General features: G+C 63.1%; 6 protein-coding genes. All 6 read right to left on the reverse strand.

Features of this window, described 5'->3' with window-relative positions:
* Positions 1 to 6: 6 nt before the first annotated feature.
* Positions 7 to 1,074 carry an EscU/YscU/HrcU family type III secretion system export apparatus switch protein gene (locus SLW52_RS15825; protein WP_320740674.1) on the reverse strand — a complete coding sequence of 356 codons (1,068 nt, stop codon included), beginning with the start codon at positions 1,072 to 1,074 and terminating at the stop codon, positions 7 to 9.
* Complete coding sequence (locus tag SLW52_RS15830; protein ID WP_267123469.1) at positions 1,074 to 1,844, reverse strand: flagellar biosynthetic protein FliR; 771 nt, start codon at positions 1,842 to 1,844, stop codon at positions 1,074 to 1,076. The genes SLW52_RS15825 and SLW52_RS15830 overlap by 1 nt, the downstream gene beginning before the upstream one ends.
* Positions 1,845 to 1,846: 2 nt before the next feature.
* The gene (locus tag SLW52_RS15835) at positions 1,847 to 2,110 is read right to left on the reverse strand and encodes a flagellar biosynthetic protein FliQ (protein WP_267123468.1); all 264 of its coding nucleotides are present in this window, start codon (positions 2,108 to 2,110) and stop codon (positions 1,847 to 1,849) included.
* A 9-nt stretch (positions 2,111 to 2,119) separates the two neighbouring features.
* Positions 2,120 to 3,271 (reverse strand): tetratricopeptide repeat protein, encoded by a 1,152-nt coding sequence (locus tag SLW52_RS15840; protein WP_320740675.1) that lies wholly within the window; start codon positions 3,269 to 3,271, stop codon positions 2,120 to 2,122.
* 724 nt (positions 3,272 to 3,995) lie between these two features.
* Positions 3,996 to 4,397, reverse strand: coding sequence for a hypothetical protein (locus SLW52_RS15845; RefSeq protein WP_320740677.1), 402 nt, complete (start codon positions 4,395 to 4,397; stop codon positions 3,996 to 3,998).
* Positions 4,390 to 17,082: a DUF6531 domain-containing protein gene (locus SLW52_RS15850; RefSeq protein ID WP_320740678.1), complete on the reverse strand. Its 12,693-nt coding sequence runs from the start codon at positions 17,080 to 17,082 to the stop codon at positions 4,390 to 4,392. The genes SLW52_RS15845 and SLW52_RS15850 overlap by 8 nt, the downstream gene beginning before the upstream one ends.
* Between the last annotated feature and the right edge of the window lie 67 nt (positions 17,083 to 17,149).

The following is a 17,149-nucleotide window of genomic DNA, read 5'->3' on the forward strand; positions in this document are numbered from 1 at the left end:
GCTCCTTCATGCCGCCGTCCCCAGCCCTTGCGCGTACAGCTGCCGATAGATCGGCGCCAACTGCCCGTAGAGATCCTCGGGGACCGGCGTATCGATGTCGCAGGTGCGGTACAGCGCGCGCGCCAGCGCCGGAACGCGGATGACCGGCACGCCTGCCCGCGCGCCGACCCCGCGGACACGCGCCGCCATGAAGCCGCGGCCCTTGGCCAGTACCACCGGCGCACGCATGCTGCGCGGAAGGTACTTGACCGCGACGGCGTAATGGGTGGGATTGGTCAGGATCACGTCGGCATCAGCCGCACGCGGCAGCGCGCGCACCTTCTTCAACAGCTCGCGGATCTGCCGGCGCTGCCGCGACTTGACCTCCGGGTCGCCGTCGCGGCGCTTGGCATCGTCGCGGACTTCGCGGCGGCTCATCCGCATGCGCTTGCCATGGTCCTTGCGCACGAACATCAGATCGGCGAACGCCACCACCAGCAGCGCCGACAACAGATAGAGCGAGGTCGTCCAGAAGCCGTCCTTCAGCCGCTGCGGCAGGTCGGCGACCGGACTCAATGCGATACGGCCGACGAAGCCAGCCGCCGACTTCACCGCCGCATAGGCGATCAACGCCAGCAGCAGCAACTTCACCACGAGCTTGCCCAGTTCCCACAGGCTGCGCATCGAGAACAGCCGCTTCAACGCCGTCGCCGGATTCAGCCGCTGGGCGCTGGGCTTCAGTGGGAAGGCCGTGAGGATCGGCCCGGTCTGCACGAGGTTGGCGACCACGCCGACCACCAGCAGGGCCAGCACCATCGGCATGACCGCCTGCAGCAGGCCGAAGTAGGTTCCCTCCAGCCAACGGAACAGTCCCGACCCGATGATCGGGCGGGTACCGGCCAACAGCAGGGTGCGCTCGGTTGCCTGCGTCAGCGCAGCCGCGATCGAACGCACGGTCAGCATCAGGGTCAGCGCAAAGGCGATCAGCCCTACCATGCCGACCATGTCGCTGCTTTTCGCCACCTCGCCCTTGTTGCGCGCTTCCTCCAGGCGATGCTGGGTCGGCTGCTCGGTCTTGTCCTGGTCGCCGGCCATCACGGCGCTCCCAGCACGGGCGGTACCGCATCGATGGCCTGTGCGAACAACCGCCCGATCAACGCCGGCGCGTACGCCAGGGTCAACGCCAGCAGGCCCATCGCCACCGCGACCTTGAGCGGCAGCGCCAGGAAATAGATGTTGGCCTGCGGCATCGACCTGGAGGCATACCCCACCGCCACATCAACGCAAAACAGGCCGAGCACTACCGGCGCCACGACGGCCAGCCCGCCCACGAAGCTGCTCCCCAGCATGGCCAGCAGCGCATCCGGGTTCAGCGGCCGGGCCGCGCGTCCCAGTGGGATCAGCTGCACGCTCGACGCCACCGCCTTGAACAACACCAGATGCAGATTGAGTGCGAAGAACAGCACGGTCGCCGCGAGCATCAGGGCATGACCCAGCAAGGATTCCTGGGTATCGCCCGATCCGGGATTGAGCAGGGCACCAGCACTGAGGCCGGCCTGCATGTCCAGCAACCACCCGCTCTTGTGCAGGGCGGCATTGGGAAGCAGGAACGCCAAGCCGAAGACGCCCCCCAGCAACAACTCGCCCAGCGCCGCGAGCAGGAGCAGCAAGGGTTGATGCAGCGACGGCAACACCTGTCCATCGGGCAACGACAACACCGTCAGCCACGCGAATGCCAGCATCACCACGATCCGCACCAGCAGCGGCGCCCAGGACAGCGGAGACAACCCGGGGAGCACCGTCAGCGGCAGATAGCGCAGCGAGGCGAATCCGAACAACACGGCCAGGGCGGCGATCGCATCCATGCTCACATGCTCGCTGCGATGTCGAACATGCGCTTGGCCAGCTCGACCGAGGTCAGGATCATCCAGCTTCCCAACATCACGACCACCACGCCGACGGCGATCAGCTTCGGGATGAAGGTGAGGGTCATCTCCTGCACCTGCGTCACCACCTGCAGGATCGAGATCAACAGCCCCACCACCAGCGTCACCAGCAGGATCGGCGCGGACACCTTGGCCGCCGCGAGCATCGTCTCGGCCAGCAGTTGCATGGCGGTATCGGCGTCCATCCGTCTCTCTCAGCCAGCGTGGCGCGGCGCCGACAGACGGGCGCGCAGGCGCATGGCCATTTGCGCCGGATCGGCATCTGTTACCTCGATCGCGCCCGCCAGCGCACCTTCGGCGACCAAGGCAGCGAACTCGGCCGCCGCGGTCGCCGCGTCGCCGCGGTCCTGCAGCCACAGCGTCCGCGCATAGCGACCGCTGATGCTGCGCGGATCCAGCCGCAGCGCGATTCGCATCGCGGCCTCGCCCTCGGCGCGCCCTTCCAACAAGGCCACCACTGCCAGACCACCGTGGGATTCGGCGAAGTTGCGGTCCAGCGCATGCGCCTGGCGGTAGCTGCGCTCGGCCTGTTGGCGCTCTCCGCGCAACAGCTGCAGCCAGCCCAATGCATGCCAGGTCCCGATGTGATCCGGCATGGCCTGCGCGGCAGCCTCCAGCAACGCGCGGGCGCGGTCCAGATCGCCACGCAGCATGCAGGCCTGGCCCAGTCCGGACAGCGCCCGGCCGGAATGCGGGAATCGTGCAAGCGCCCGTTCGAAGTCGGCAGACGCTCGGTCGGCATCCTGACGGTAGAGACGCACACTGCCGGTCGTCAGCAGTGCCTCGTGTTGATCAGGGTGCGTAGCCAGGCATGCCACCGCGGTGTCCCATGCCTGCTGCGGACGGTCTGCGTCCAGGTGCGCCAACGCGCGCAGGCCCAATGCCGTGGCATGGCCGGAATCGAGCTGCAACGCTTCGTCCAGCGCAGCATCGGCAGCGGCCTCGTCGTGCTGCATCAACGCAACGCGCGCGGCCAGCACCGCGAAATCGGCCGAGGGCGCGTGATGCTGTCTCGCCTCGGCCAAGGTGGCGGTCGCACCGGCAAGATCGCGCTGGCAGAGCTGCGCAAAGGCGATGTCATGCGCGATGGCGGGCGCAGGCGTGTGCTGCATCAGCGTCCGCAGGGTCGCTTCGGCGGACGCATAGCGCCCGCTCAGCAGATCGACCCGTGCGCGGCGAAACGCGACGCCGGGATCGTCCCGGCTGATGTCCGGCAGCTGCGCCAGCACCCGATCCGCAGCCGCTACCTGCCCGGCCGCGATCAGCGCATCGCACAGCTGGCACGCGAGCAGTGGATTGGCGGGGTCCTGTGCCAGAAACGCGCCAAGTCGATCGATCGACGACATTTGCTACATCCATGCGACAAACAGCTGCGCCCGCCCCATGGACGTCGCGACAACTGGCAATTCCCGAAACGCCAAGACCCGCAAGCACATTGATGCCATCACGCGTAACGCCCTTACGGACGGTGCGTGCCATCGATGAGGTCTTCGGCGTGTCCCCCTGACCACGCCGCAACTTTACAGCCCTTACCGGGATAGCTGTCAAGCAAATGTGAAGGAAATCTTGACTAACGGCCACGCTGGTATGGCGGATCCGCACTCGCCATCAGCTATGGTCGAGCTTTTGCTCAGAGGGTGCAAAGTGTCAGGGTGTGCAGTACTTGACGCGGGTGGCTCAGGGTCTTGGCGTGGCGCGTTGATGCTATCGGCGTCTCCCCCCCTCTTTGGCCGTACCCACCCAGTTAATCTGGCGCTGTTGCCTGTGTTGAACTTGCTGTTGCCACTTTTCGCTGCCGCAGATAGCCATCGCTCTCAGGTAGACCGCGGATGGAGTGCTCGTCGTAAGAAACATCGCGGCCGTTCTCATTGTGCAGCGGCGTTTACGTGGCTGCACAGCGACCAGTTATATCGCAACCGATCATCCATACCCAGCAGCATTCGACTAAGCGCAATACTTTCCAATACCCACGCACCTTTTCCCATTAATATGGGTTGAGGCATATTGGAGCACCGCTTTGTTCTGCCAGGGCAGCGCCCTGGCTTTACCTTGGTTATGAAATAATAAAAACTAATCAACATCCGCCCGAGGCTGATCACGCTGAAATCTAGCATATAGATCTGCATCATACCAATCATCGTCAAACGACATTATGATTTTGCGCAAAACATGTCGAACTCTTTCACTTTTTTCGGATTGCAGCCAAGAAGAAAGACTGATCTTTATATCATCCCATCTCAGAGCATGCATGCAATACTGGATCAATTCCGGCGGGCCTAAGCTTGGATCACGAGCCAACCGCATAAAAGCACCTGCAAATTCATCTCTACACTCCGGATGCGCAATCACAAATGACAAGACTGCGTCAAAGGCCGGCTCCAGAGGCTCTTCCATACATTCAGAATCAATACGCTCAGCCTCCAAAGCAAGTTCGAAAAACTTTTCTACAACGGAAGAAGAGGTGCTAGTCATTGAACGATCTCTCAATATATTTTCCTTCGACGTCGAAACCAATTCTACGGAAGGCATCCTCAGCAGCACGCTGAGCATCAATTCCTGAAGGTCTATAATGACCGGAATTGTTATCTATGTACTTCAGCCGCCCAGCATGAATACTTAATTCGCCCGCCGCCAACACAGGATCACCACCTGCCAAATCAATATGGCCTTGAAATTGGTTGTTCCTTCCTACGATAAGGGTCCCATCTTCCTTTACGACATAAGCCAAATTTCTCTGGCTAATCTTGGGAAGCATTTCATTTGGAATGACATTCGGCGCTCTAGGAACATCCTCAGGGAATCGGTTATTGAAAGTCCTAGTAGGCGCAGCCGGTCTTACTCTAACCGATGCAGACCGTGTAGTGGCCCGCTGCCTGCCAGTGTTCAACTGCACCATCGCCACACCAGCAAGATCCCAGATCGGCTGCGTGTAATCCGCCGTTCTCAGGGCCGCTTCGTTTGCTTGATCCTGATCGGCGCCCAATCTACGTGCAGTCACCATCGCGATGGCAGAGCTGGGGTTCTGACGACTTGCATCGATAGCGGCCCAGCCCTGCGCCTGCCGAGCGGCCTCACGCATCGCCGGCCCGGAATCGCTCATGGCCGGCATCGCAGTGCCATGCTGACGGAAGTAGTCTAACTCGTACTGCGTCGGTGCTTTGACCCATGCCGTCGCTGCACCTGCGTAGTCGGGAACGCCGCCATGGCTACCTTGCGCGACCTGCGAGATGAACGAGCTAACTGCGTCGTAAGAGGCTGCTTGCTGGCGCCACAATTCTGCTGTGTCAGCAAAGTCTGGGCGCACCTGTACGGTTTCTAGGGTTGTGATGTTGTCGTTCGTGGTCGCAACAGTTGTGGCATTACCTGCATAGGTCCGCTGCTGGTATTCATCAAGCAACTCCCATGCTTTAGACATATCCTCGCCTCTGGACTCTCGCGCACGGATGTCCTGAGCCATGGCTTCAATACCAGTATCCGGCTCAATCCGCGTTCCGGCATCGCCGTCGCCGGTGATGCGCGCCCGAAGATCTTCGGGATACGGTGAACCCGGGCCACCACCGCCACCGGCGAACAGGTTGCGATCGTCTGTGCCGGCTCCAACATAGGCGGTTCTTGTCCCCAACACGCTGCCTGCTTCCGCGGCCCGCTGCGCGTACTCCCCGGACAACGCCTCGCCCAACACATTGCCGAACGCATCGGCCAGGACGTTCTGGTAGTCGACATCGCCGCCGATCAGTTCCTTGCGTACATGCGCGCTCACGATGCCGCCGGCAATGCCGCGGATCAGGCCGGCCTGGAACTGTGCCGCCGAACTGGTCGGGTCGAGGAAGCCGGTCAGACTCGGCGCCAGCTTGGCGGTGATGCCCGCGCTGACGACGCTGGCCGCCACGCTGCGCCAGCTGAACCCGACATCGTTGCCGACCAGTTGGTTGGCTGCATAAGTGCTGAGGTTGCCCACTGCTCCGGTCGCCATCGCCTGTACCACCGGGTTGGACAGCGCCGCAGCTCCGCTGGTCGCCGCGCCAAACCCGGCCGTCACCGCGCCTGCCACCGTGCTGGCCGCCACATCGCGCCAGCTGAAACTAGTCGCGCCCATCGCGCTGCCTACGCCCTGGCTCGCCACGCTGCCGGCAAACGCACCTGCTGCGCCGCCGACGATCGCGGCCGTGGTGCCGTAGGTGCCGCCCAATACACCGATGCCTGTGGTCAGCGTGGCGCCTGCCGTCATGCCCCCCACAGTTCCAACGCCTGCAGCCGTTGCCGCAGTCGTGCCACCTGCCGACGCCAGGCTACCCAACGCCGCCCCCGCCGCACCGGCCGTATACACCGTCACCACCACCGCCACGGCGACCATGATGATCGTGGCTAGCGAGCCGCAGCCGTGGCGGCTCGGCGGTTGGATGTACGGCAGCGCCGGGCTGGTCGAGCCCACCGCCTCGCTGGTATTGAACGGCTTGAAGGTGTGCGCGTCGTTGGCCGCGCTGGTCACATCCGGTACGGTCAGCGTCGCACCGGCCACCAGCCCGCTGTCGTCTTCCAGCGCATTGGCGTCGGCCAGCACGTACCACAGGTTGGCATTGCCATACAGGCGCTGCGCCAGGCTGCGCAAGGTATCGCCCGCCTGCACCGTGGCCTTGGTCGTGCCGGTCTCGTTGACGTCGTAGGCCGTGGTCCGGCCCAGCACGTCCACCTTGCCGTCGTAGCGCCCGGACGCCACGTTCTGCCCGTTGACGTAGGCGTAGACCTGCGTGCGCAGCACCGCCGCGTCGTCCTGGGTGAACACGCCGTTCTTGATGGTGCCCTCGGTGCGGCGCAGGATGTTGCCGTCCTGGTCCAGCCCGAAGTAGCGCACCCGGTCGTCGATCTTGCTGCCCGGGGTCTGCTCGCGCACCGCCAGCAACCGGCCCCAGTCGTCGTAGCTGCTGGTGCTGTTGCTGGTCTTGAACTTGCTGTTGCTGCTGCTGCCGTTGACCACCTGCTGCAGATAGCTGTCGCGCCCCAGGTAGCTGTTGCGGTAGGTGTGGGTGTAGCCCTCGTCGGAGGACACGCCGCTGCCCTTCTCGTTGTGCAGCAGCGTGTAGCGGTAGCCGCGCAGCCGGCCGGCCGTGTCATAGCCGATGCTGTCGTCGCCCTGCTGCTGGTAGGTCACCGTGCTCAGCAGGGTCAGGCCTTCGTAGCCGTCGGCCGGAGCCGAGCCATTGCCCGAGTCGTTGAGCGGACGGCCGTAGGCCTGCTGCGCGATCAGGCGGCCATCGCCGTCGTACTGGCTGACGTCGATGTGCTTGGGCGCGCCGGTGTCGTCGTACGTACGCCGTTCCAGCACCCGCCCGTTGCCGTCGTAGCTGCTGGTCTCCAACACCCGCCAGACGTTGTCCGGCATCTGCTGCAGCACCTGGGTCAGGTGCCCGCGCGCGTCGTAGATCATCTGCTGGCGCTTGAGCGTGCCGTTGTCGTAGAAGCTGCGCGTGGCCACGTTGCCGGCGGCATCGTAGTTCTGGGCGAAGCTCACGTCCTCGGTCGACGCGACGATCTGCCCGTTCACCAGCGCGCCATTGCTCACCGTCACCCGGTTCTCGGCGTCGTAGTCGTACCAGTAGGTCTGGGTGGGCAGCGTGCTGGCGGTGCTATCGGACGTCAGGCCCCAGGTGAAGTCGTCCACGTTCAGCGCAGCGCCCGGATTCTTCTTGGCGCTCGCCCCGATGCCCATGTACGCCGCGCCAGGCGGCACCTTCACCGTCACCGACGACTTCTTCCATTCGCCGTTGGAGCCGCTGTCGACCAGGTTGCCGCCCGACCACGACTTGTCCTCGCCGCCGGGCAGCATGTTGCCGTCGCCGTCGTACCAGATGATCAGCACGCGCGCGGCGGCGTCGCCGGCGGACGAGCCGCCCTGTTGCACCTGCACGCTGGCCGTCGCGGTCTGCCCGGGCAGGACCGCGATGCGCTTCTTGTTGGTGATGCTCTGCGGCCCGTTCCTGGTGCCGTCGAAGCGCGCACCCCAGGTGCCGGTGTGGGCCTGGCCGCCATCGGTGACCTGGCGGATGCTCCAACTCTCGCCCAGGATCCAGTTGCGATCGCCGTCCTCGAAGCTGGCGTTGAGCGGCTGCTCGCCCGCGGGATTGTAGAAACTGCCCACCTCGATGCGGCGGCGGTTGCCGACTGCGTCGTAGCTGTAACGCGTATCCAGCATCCGCCGGCCATCGGCCATGTCGTCCTGCACGATGCCCTCGATGCGGTTGTGCGCATCGTAGGTGATGATGGTGCGCAGGTGCAGCGTGCGACCGCTGGCGTCGGTGGCCTGGGTCTCTTCCAGAGTCCGGTTGCCGTTTTCGTCGTAGTCGTAGCGGGTCCGGTTGATCGTGCCCGACGAGGTCTGCTCGGACACTTCCAGCAGCAGGCCATTGGCCGCGTACTTGTAGTTGCGCGTGCCCTGGCTGCTGACCGTGGTCGGCGGGGCGGATGGCTCGTCGTCCTGCCCGTCGGAACCACTGGCGCTTTGCGTGGTGGCGGTTTGCGTGGCCTGGCCTTGCCCATTGTCGACCGACTGCGACAGCAACTGCCCGCTCACCGGGTCGTAGACATAGTTGTAGTCGTAGCCACTCAGATCGTTGTGGTCGACCAACCGGTTGAAGTCGTCGTAATCCCAGGTCTGCTCGTTGAGCCGCACCTGCTCGCCGTCGCGGTCGGTGATCAATGCCGAACCGCCGCTGCCGCCGGCAAGGCTGTAGTCGGCCAGGGCATTGGTCTCGCGGATCTTGTTGCCGTGAACGTCGTACGCATAGGCCATGGCCACGCCCTCGGCGGACCGTGTCCGCAGCAGGCGCCCCTTGCTGTCGTAGTCGTTGGTAACGGTCTTGCCCTGGGCGTCGGTCACCGTGAGCCGGTTGCCGTTCTGGTCCAGGGTGTAGCGTTCCAGCGGCGCCCACGTGTGGCTGGTACCGCCGGCCGTAGTGTCGCTGAACGCAACGACCTGCCCGGCGCCGTTGTAGTCGCGCCGGGTGATGCGCCCCATCGGATCCTGCGCCAGGATCTGCCGCCCCAGTGCATCGTAGGCGAACTTGATGACGCTGCCGGTGCCATCGATCTGCCGCTTGAGCAGGCCGTTCTCGTACTCATAGCGGCGCAGATTGCCATTGGCATCGCGAGTGGCGATGAGGCGGCCGGAGGCGTCGTAGTACCAGGATGTCTGCGGCCACCGCATGGTCTCTTCGCCGCTGGCGCTGACGACCTTAACCCCAGGGCGGGCCTCGAAGACGACCTGATTGAGCTCGTTGTAATCGTAGTAGGTCGTTGCGCCGCGTGCATCCGTGCTGGACACAACATTGCCCGAGCGATCGTAACTCTGGCCAGTGCTGACGGTGGTACCTGCTTCAAGTCCCGGCCGATCCTGGCGAATCATGCGCCCGAGATTGTCGAAGGTGTTGACGGTCGTAACCACGATGGCTGCGGCGCCGGAAGCGGGCGTGACTGCATGTTGCTCGCTGATCTGCCTACCGGCCGCATCGTACGCGTAGGTCCGCATCACACCATCGCCGGCATTGGAGCTCAGCAGGCGCCCATAGGCATCGTAGGTGTAGTGCTCGGCATAGTCAGCGGCCTGGTTCGACGCGCCAATCGCCGAGCGCTTGTGTGCGATCTCGCCGAAGGAGTTGTACTGGACCTGCTCACTGGCATCGATCTGCACGCCGACAGCCGCTCCGCCAACGAAGTTCTGGCGTGCCGTCTGCGTGGTCAGCTGGCGGCCCACCGCATCATAGGTAAAGGACGTGGCGATGTCGGCCCAGCGACCGTCGTTGCCGTCCAGGCGATAGGTTTCCGACAGGACATGGTCCGCGGCATCGAACGTGCGTGTCTTCACTGCACCGGAGGCGGTGCGCTCCCAAACGTTACGCCCTTGCCGGTCGTAGCCGAAGCTGCTCACGGCATCGGCGTTGGATTCCTGCGGCGTGGTCTCGCCAGTGCGCAAGCCAAGCGCATACGCGCGCGACTGCACCATGTTGCCGAAGGCGTCGTACCACATCCGCGTGTACGGCGACGCGGACTGATACAGCGCGACATCGTCGAGATCGGCGAAATTGCCGCTCGCCAGTACTGAGCCGGCTCCGGTCGCCACGACAGCGCGGACGCCTTCCTTGGTCGACGTCACCTTGCCGAAGGCATCGTAGGTCATGTTGACCGTCGCGCCGTTCACGGTGGACTGCTGCAGGTGCCCCTCGGCATCGTAGGCGAAGGTACTAAGAGAAGACGGCGCCTGCGTCGCGCCGATGTCCGCTGGCGAGCCCTGAGGCAGGTAGCGATCGACCGACTCGCTGATCTTGCGGCCAGCCGCGTCGTAGCTCCAGGTGGTACGCCGGTTCCAAACCGTCATCCCTTCTGCCGGCGTGGCCGGCGCTGGGGGCTGTGCCAGCGATATTTCGTCCTGGACCGGCTGCGTGTACTCGACCTGCTCGATCAGCTCGCCTTTTGCCGAATAGGCGTAGGTGGTGAGGTAGCGCTCCGCGTCGACCGACGCGATCTTGCGGTTGTCTCCGTCGTAATAGTTGTAGCTGGTCGCCCAAATGCCGCGTCCGAGCTCCTCATCGTAGGCATCCATATCCTGCCTCAGCAGCACGGACTGCTTCACTACATTGCCGAAGACGTCGTACTTGTAGATAGTTCGCTCAACGGCAATCGTAGAGTCATAATTGAACAGCCCGTTATCTGCGATCGGCGGGCGCCCCCCAGCAGGAAGCATAAAGACATTGGCCTTGTGCCCTCCCATGTTGTACTCGGTGTAGACCGTGCGATCCAGGTCGGCCGAAACAGTGATGCGGCTGGCGATATCGAAGCTGCGGGCCACCTGCCCGACGGGCAGCGCGATCGTGTTTGCAAAGCGTGTGAGAGTGACCTGATTGCCCAGGGCGTCATAGCCGTAGGCGGTCACGCCCCCATTCTGATCGACATCGTAGACGAGCAGCCCGCGCTCGTCGTAGGCCTTGTAGGTGTAGTTACCGCGTACATCCTTCTGCATGACCGCGCGCCCCATGGCATCGTAGGTCACTTCTACGGTCGGATGGATGCCGGATGGCGCGATCGTGCCGTCGGCCTGCAGGACGCCGGCATCGGGGAAGATGGTCCGGATCTGATGCCCGCGGTTGTCGTACTCGTAGCGCGTGATGCGCGGCGAGCCACTGTCGGCATCCTCGTAGCGGGCAATGACATTGCCCTGCGCGTCATAGACCGTACGCGTGACGATCGTGCGACGGACCGTGGACACGCTACCGTCCTTCGAGACAGACGCCACATCCGTGGGTGGCGCGATTTCGGCGATGCGTCGACCCGCCGCATCGTACTGGTAGGTCCAGACGTTGCCGTTGCGGTCCTGCCGGCGCGTCACCAAGCCGGCACCGTCGTAGGTCAGCAGTTCGGAGTGATTGAGTCCGTCGGTCTTGGCGACGGCCCTGCCTGCGGCATCGTATTGGATCTTGTTCGTGACGAAGTCGACGCCCTGCAGCGCCGTGGACAGCGCTTCCAGGGTTCCTGGTGCTGCGTCGTTCTTCTTGGAGAACGTACGGATCTCTACGACGTCGCCAGCGCTGTTGTAGATGGATTGGTCGATGCGACCGCCTGCATCGATCGTATAGACCTTGCGCCCTGCCGCGTCGAACAACGCGTAGGTGTGCCGGTCCGGCGAGGCGGGCAGATCATTCCAGTTGCTTCCAGTGATGCTGCTGGATATCTGCCCATTGTCCCACTCCGCAAATGTAGGCATTCCCCAGCTAGCCAGGATCTTCCCATACTCGATTTTGTCAACGACGTTGCCGACGCCGTCGTAAACATACTCAACTGCACCACCACCACCATCGGAACCGGCACCAACCTTGTCGACCTCATACTTAATTCGGCCAGCGCCATCGTAGTGATAGGTCGACTCCTTGAAGCGCCCCTCCCAGAGATACCGCTGCCAGTCGACGAACTTGTCCAGCGTTGCGACATCTGCTTTACCGGAATCGAAGAAATCCCTATAGCTTGCGTATTGCGCTCCGCTTTCAGTCGATCCATCCAGCGCCTTGTCTGGGGAGAATCTGTTATCGAACTGGCGGAACGCCTTCACCCTACCCGCAGTGTCATAGAGGTACTGCGAGAACGCCCCCGTACCGTCAAACGTATAGGCCAAACGGCCATTGCCGTCGTAGACGCTCCAGGTGATCTTGTCCTTGGCATCGTTCTCGGCCAGTCCGAGGGCCGATGCATCGGCCACGCCAGACTGCAGTTTCGTTCGCAAGTCGTCGGACAGAGAAATAGCAGTCGCCAGATCACGCGTTTTGAACAGGCGACCAGCCGTGTCGTATTTGAAGGAGCGAACGGCACCCACGCCATCGACCGTGTAGTTCAGATAGCCGTCTTTGCCGAAGACATTGAACGTCTGGATATCCCTGGCATCGTTGCGCTGCACCTTGCCATCGACATAGGCGAAGCTGACAGCGAGCGTAGCGTCCGATAGATCGATCGCCTGCGCATACCGCCGCGACGCGACCACGCGCCCGGCGGCATCGTAGTAATTGCGGACGACGCCACCGGCGGCATCCACGGCGAATACCACACGGTTCGCTTCATCGTAGACGAAGCGCTGAACATGGCCCGCCGGATCGGTCTTGGCGACGACATTGCCATTGCTGTCGTAGCTGTAGGTGGTCACCAGGTCGAGGCTTCCGGGCGCGACGGTCTCGCTGACCCGGCGTCCGGCCGCGTCGTAGGCGTAGGCCGTGGTCCGCGCGTCTGACGTGCCCGCACCCTGCGTCACCGACAGCTGACGCCCCAAGGCATCCCAGGTGTAGGTGGTCCGCAGCGCCAGCCCGTCCGGATCCTGGATCGTCTCCAGGAGATTGCCGGCGGCGTCGTACTGCATCGCCGTCACGCGACCGGAGGCATCGACGGTCCTGACGTTCCTGCCCAGCGCGTCGTAGCTGTAGGAGGTGGTCAGCGCCAGATGGTCCGAACCGCCGGATGCGTCGGCGGGATCGATCGTCGTCTTCGTCAAGCGGCCCAGGTCGTCATAGGTGTAGGCGACGGTCTTGCCGCGCCCTTGCTGCTGCATGAGCCGACCGCGGCCATCGTAGGTATAGGTGATCTCCCCGAGCTTGGGATCGTTGTCCGAGATGACACGCCCGTCCTGGTCATAGGTGTAGGAGTGGTTGTCCACGCCTGTGATGCTGACGATACGCCCCTGGGAATCGCGACGCGTCTCGGTGACGCGCCCTTCGGCCGATGTCGCCTTGACCGAATTGATGGTGTCGTCGTACACGTAGGTGGTGACGTTTCCCATCGGATCCGTCTGACGGGTAATGCGCGACAAACCGTCATAGGCGATGGTGGTGGTCGCACCGACCCCGTTGACGACGCGCGTGGTCGCAACTTCGCGTCCCAGGCGGTCGTAACGGTGGGACGCCGTGTTCCCGCGCGGATCGACCTCGGCGACCACGCGGCCGAAGGCGTCGTACTGGAAGGCCTTGGTGAGGTTCAACTTGCCGGTGCCGGCATCTTCGACCTGGCTGGTCAGCAACCCACGCTTGTCGTAAGTCGTGTGGGTCGTGGTCTCCAGCGCCGTACCAGAGGCCTTCTGGGTATCCACCAGCTCGCCGAACTGGTTGTACTGGTAGCGCGTGAGCGTACCCAGCGCGTCGACCTGCGCCAACACCTTGCCGGCCTTGCTGTAGGACCAGGTCTGCTTGACGTCCCGGGAGGCGACGTAGCTCAGTACGCCGAGCGCCTGCGAGGCGCTATCGCGGCTTCCCGGGGTCTGCAGGGTCACCCGCTGCCCATAGGCGATCTTCTCGCTGACATCGCCGAACGCGTCGTAGCGCAGTTCGACGACTTCGCCCTGCGCATTCGCCACGCCCGCGGCATCGGCGATACCACTCACCGTATAGCGCAGGCGCCCGTTGGCATCGCGGAAATACCAGGTCTTGGCACCGCCCGGGGCGGTGGTTTCGATCAGCCGGCCGGCGGCATCGTACTTGTTCGTCGTTCCAAGGTAGTCGATGACCATCTGCATCGACTCTGGACTCGAGTCAGTCTGCAGCCAGGATGCGCCACGTGCGTCAAGTTCGACGATCACATTCCCGAACGCATCGTATTGCTTCAACCATAGCCTAGACTCGCCAACATTGTCCTGGAACCCAATCGATTTTAGACGACCAGCGTCATCGTAAATATAATTCTCTTTGACTCGCCTAGGAAGTTGATTCGTATTATTTCTTTCAACTGAAGTCAGCTGACCCAGTTGATTACGATATTCTTTAAAAAGAGTGATTTTTCTATTGGTCGGGACAGGAGAATCGAGGACAGCAGCCCATGTATCGGAAAAACTTGACTCCCGGTATATCTCATCGATTGGAACCCTGGATATCTGCGTGTACACCGAATTGGAGTAAGGCGCCTCGGTGATCCGCTTTACGTACCCTTCGCTATCCATGACACCAACCAAAATGTCACGACCCGCATAGAAATACGTGGTCTTCTGGTCCGCAGAAGAAGATTGCGGGACCAGTTCGCTCATCAACTCCTTTTCGCGCAGCGCAGGATCGACCTTGGTGGCATGTCGGATCTCATGGATCGTCTGGCCATAGTAGGTGTTGATGCGTCGGACAAGATAGCCCTCCGCATCAAGGGTTCCTTCCAGATTCCCGAGTGCATCGTAAAAATAGCGCGTCACCCGCGCATCATCGCCTGCGCCCTGGGTCATCCTGATCAGGTTGCGTTTGCCATCGTACTGATAGCTCAGCACCTTGCCATCCCCGTCGATTTGGTTGATCAGCAGGCCGCTGTCATCGTAGCTGGAGTGTGTGGTGCGGTCGCTTTCAGCGTCCGCAACGATCCCGATTTGGTCCAGGTGTTGCGGCACCACCTTGCCGTCGCTCAGCCATTGAGAAGTGTCTACCCGGTTGGCATAGGCAGTGGACGAGGTGCGCTGGTCTGCACCGTCGTAACCGTTGACGGTGACAGCGCCGGTCGCGTCCACCGTCGCCGCCAAGCGCCCCTTGGCATCGTAGAAAAAGTATTGCCTTGCGCCGGTGGGGTCTTGTGTCGCTCGCAGCCGTCCTAGCGCATCGAAGAAGTTCTGGGTGACGTGCGTTTCCACAACGCCATTACTCAGCCCCGCTTCACTGCTCGAGATCACCTGCCCCTGATCATCACGGGTCGTGGTGGTAACCAGGCCCGCATCGGAGGTGACCCGGGTCTGATGCGCCGAGTCGGCATAGAAGTACGTCGTCTGCAACGTCATCGCGTCATAAGCCGCGGGATCGCTCTTGGCCAAATCAGCGGTCGCAGCAGAACCACGCCGCAGCGTACTCAACAGGCGTCCCATGCCGTCATAGACGTAGTCGGTGATCTCGGCGGCCGCGCCGATTGGTGTCTCCGGATCGGCAGTCATATTTGAGCTGTGCACGACCACCTGCTGACGAAGCAACCCTTGGGCGTCGTAGGTGTAGCGCGTGATCCTGGTGAAGGGATCAAGTACGGCACTTCCCGAGGTATCTACATTTTGGTACTGCAACGTCTGCACCAACTGCCCGCGCGCGTCGTAGGCGTAGGTGGTCGCATTGCCGATCGCCTTGTGGTCCTGCACCCACTGAGCCAGATCCGCCACGGTCGGCGACGCCAGCGAACCGGTGTACTGAGCGAAGCCGTTTCCGCCGTTATAGGTGATGACCGCACTTTTCTGCCCGATGCCGTTGCCGGAGGTGGCGTACTGGATCTCGGTCACGCCACCGTAGGAGGTAACGATGAAGCGGACGCGGTCGCGCTCGTCATAGATATAGGTGTTCTTGGTATTGACGAAGTTCTCTTGCACCCCTGTCCTGCCGACATCGGCATGGGTGTAGGTGGTTTCGCTCAATACCTGGTTGGTGGCGCTGTAGACCCGCAGCGTGCCACGCCCCTCGCCATCCCACTGCCACAGGCGGTTGCCGCGGTCGTCGTAGAGATTGTCCACCCGCGCCAGCACTTCGCCGCCACGCGTCTGCTTGCTCTGCAGTAGGTTGCCCGCCGCGTCGTAGCTGTAGGTGGTCAGATCGCGCAGCCCATCGACCGCCGGGCCTGCCTGCTGCACCAGGCGGCCGGCGCTGTCGTACTGATAGCTCCAGGACTGGCCATTGCCGTCGGTCACCTGCGTGGTCAGCGTGGAGGCGTCGTAGGAGAAGCTGGTCTTCTGCGCCTGGTCGCCTGCGCCATAGACGACGCTCTTGACCTTGCCGTCGGCGTAGTAATCGTAGCTGACCAGGAATCCATCGCTCTGGCGCACGCTGGCGATGCGCAGGCTGTCGCCCGCGTAGGTGTATTCGGTGCGGAAGCGCAGGCCATCGTTGCTGGCGAGGTTGGTCGCATCCCACGTATTGTCCGTGGCATCGCCCGGTGTCAGATCGGCGACCACCGCGGTCAACCGGCCCAATGCATCGTATTCGTACGCTGCCTGGGTCAGGACCACGCCGCTCTCGCGCGTGGACAGGCCGGTCAGCCGGCCTTGCGCATCGTAGGCGAAGAGCATGGCGTCGCCGGTCTGCGTGCCGTTGGCGGCCCGCACTTCGGTCACATGCCCGGCGCTGTCGTAGACGAGGTCGAACTCCGCCGGAGCCGCCGCGTCGGTGGTCGAGGACACGATCTTCAGCAGACGCCCGCGCAGTTGACCGTCGGCGTGGTCCGCGTACACCTCCTGCTGGCGCGTGCTGCCTTCGGTGTACGTCCAGGTCTTGGCGCTGGCGTCCCAGGCGATGGTGTCCTTGGCGCCGCTGCCCGCCGTGGTCTGGTAGGTCTGGCTGTCGGCATCGTAGAGGAACTCGACGGACTGTCCATCGCCCATCTGCAGCCGCACCTTGCTGTCGCTGGCGCCCAGCGTCCCGACGAGTTCCACGCGCCGCTCGAAGCCGGTCACCCAGCCGTCGTTGCCCGTGTCCGACACCTGGCCGAAGCTGTTGTAGGTGCGCACCATCGAGATGGGCAGGCCCCGGAAATTCAGGAACTCGTCGCGCCCCTGCAGCACCAGGTTGCCGTTGGCCACATTGATGAACTGCCGATCCTGTCCACGCCCCAGGCCCGCCGCCCCGCCGTTCGCGGCGCCCAGCTTGGACAGCGAGCTGTCGAACAGTCCCAGGCCATTTCCCGTGAAGACAGCCACCATGTGAATCGCTCCTTGGTTGATCGGAAGGGGGCGCTTCTTGCCCCTACTCCTCTATCAATCCCAGGAA

Source organism: Xanthomonas sp. LF02-5 (assembly GCF_034105325.1).
Lineage (GTDB): Bacteria > Pseudomonadota > Gammaproteobacteria > Xanthomonadales > Xanthomonadaceae > Xanthomonas_A > Xanthomonas_A sontii.

Coding starts and splice junctions, on each gene's coding strand:
- SLW52_RS15840 (WP_320740675.1), bottom strand. CDS start 3,271: ATGTCGTCGATCGATCGACTTGGCGCGTTTCTGGCACAGGACCCCGCC.
- SLW52_RS15825 (WP_320740674.1), bottom strand. CDS start 1,074: ATGGCCGGCGACCAGGACAAGACCGAGCAGCCGACCCAGCATCGCCTG.
- SLW52_RS15850 (WP_320740678.1), bottom strand. CDS start 17,082: ATGGTGGCTGTCTTCACGGGAAATGGCCTGGGACTGTTCGACAGCTCG.
- SLW52_RS15835 (WP_267123468.1), bottom strand. CDS start 2,110: ATGGACGCCGATACCGCCATGCAACTGCTGGCCGAGACGATGCTCGCG.
- SLW52_RS15845 (WP_320740677.1), bottom strand. CDS start 4,397: ATGACTAGCACCTCTTCTTCCGTTGTAGAAAAGTTTTTCGAACTTGCT.
- SLW52_RS15830 (WP_267123469.1), bottom strand. CDS start 1,844: ATGGATGCGATCGCCGCCCTGGCCGTGTTGTTCGGATTCGCCTCGCTG.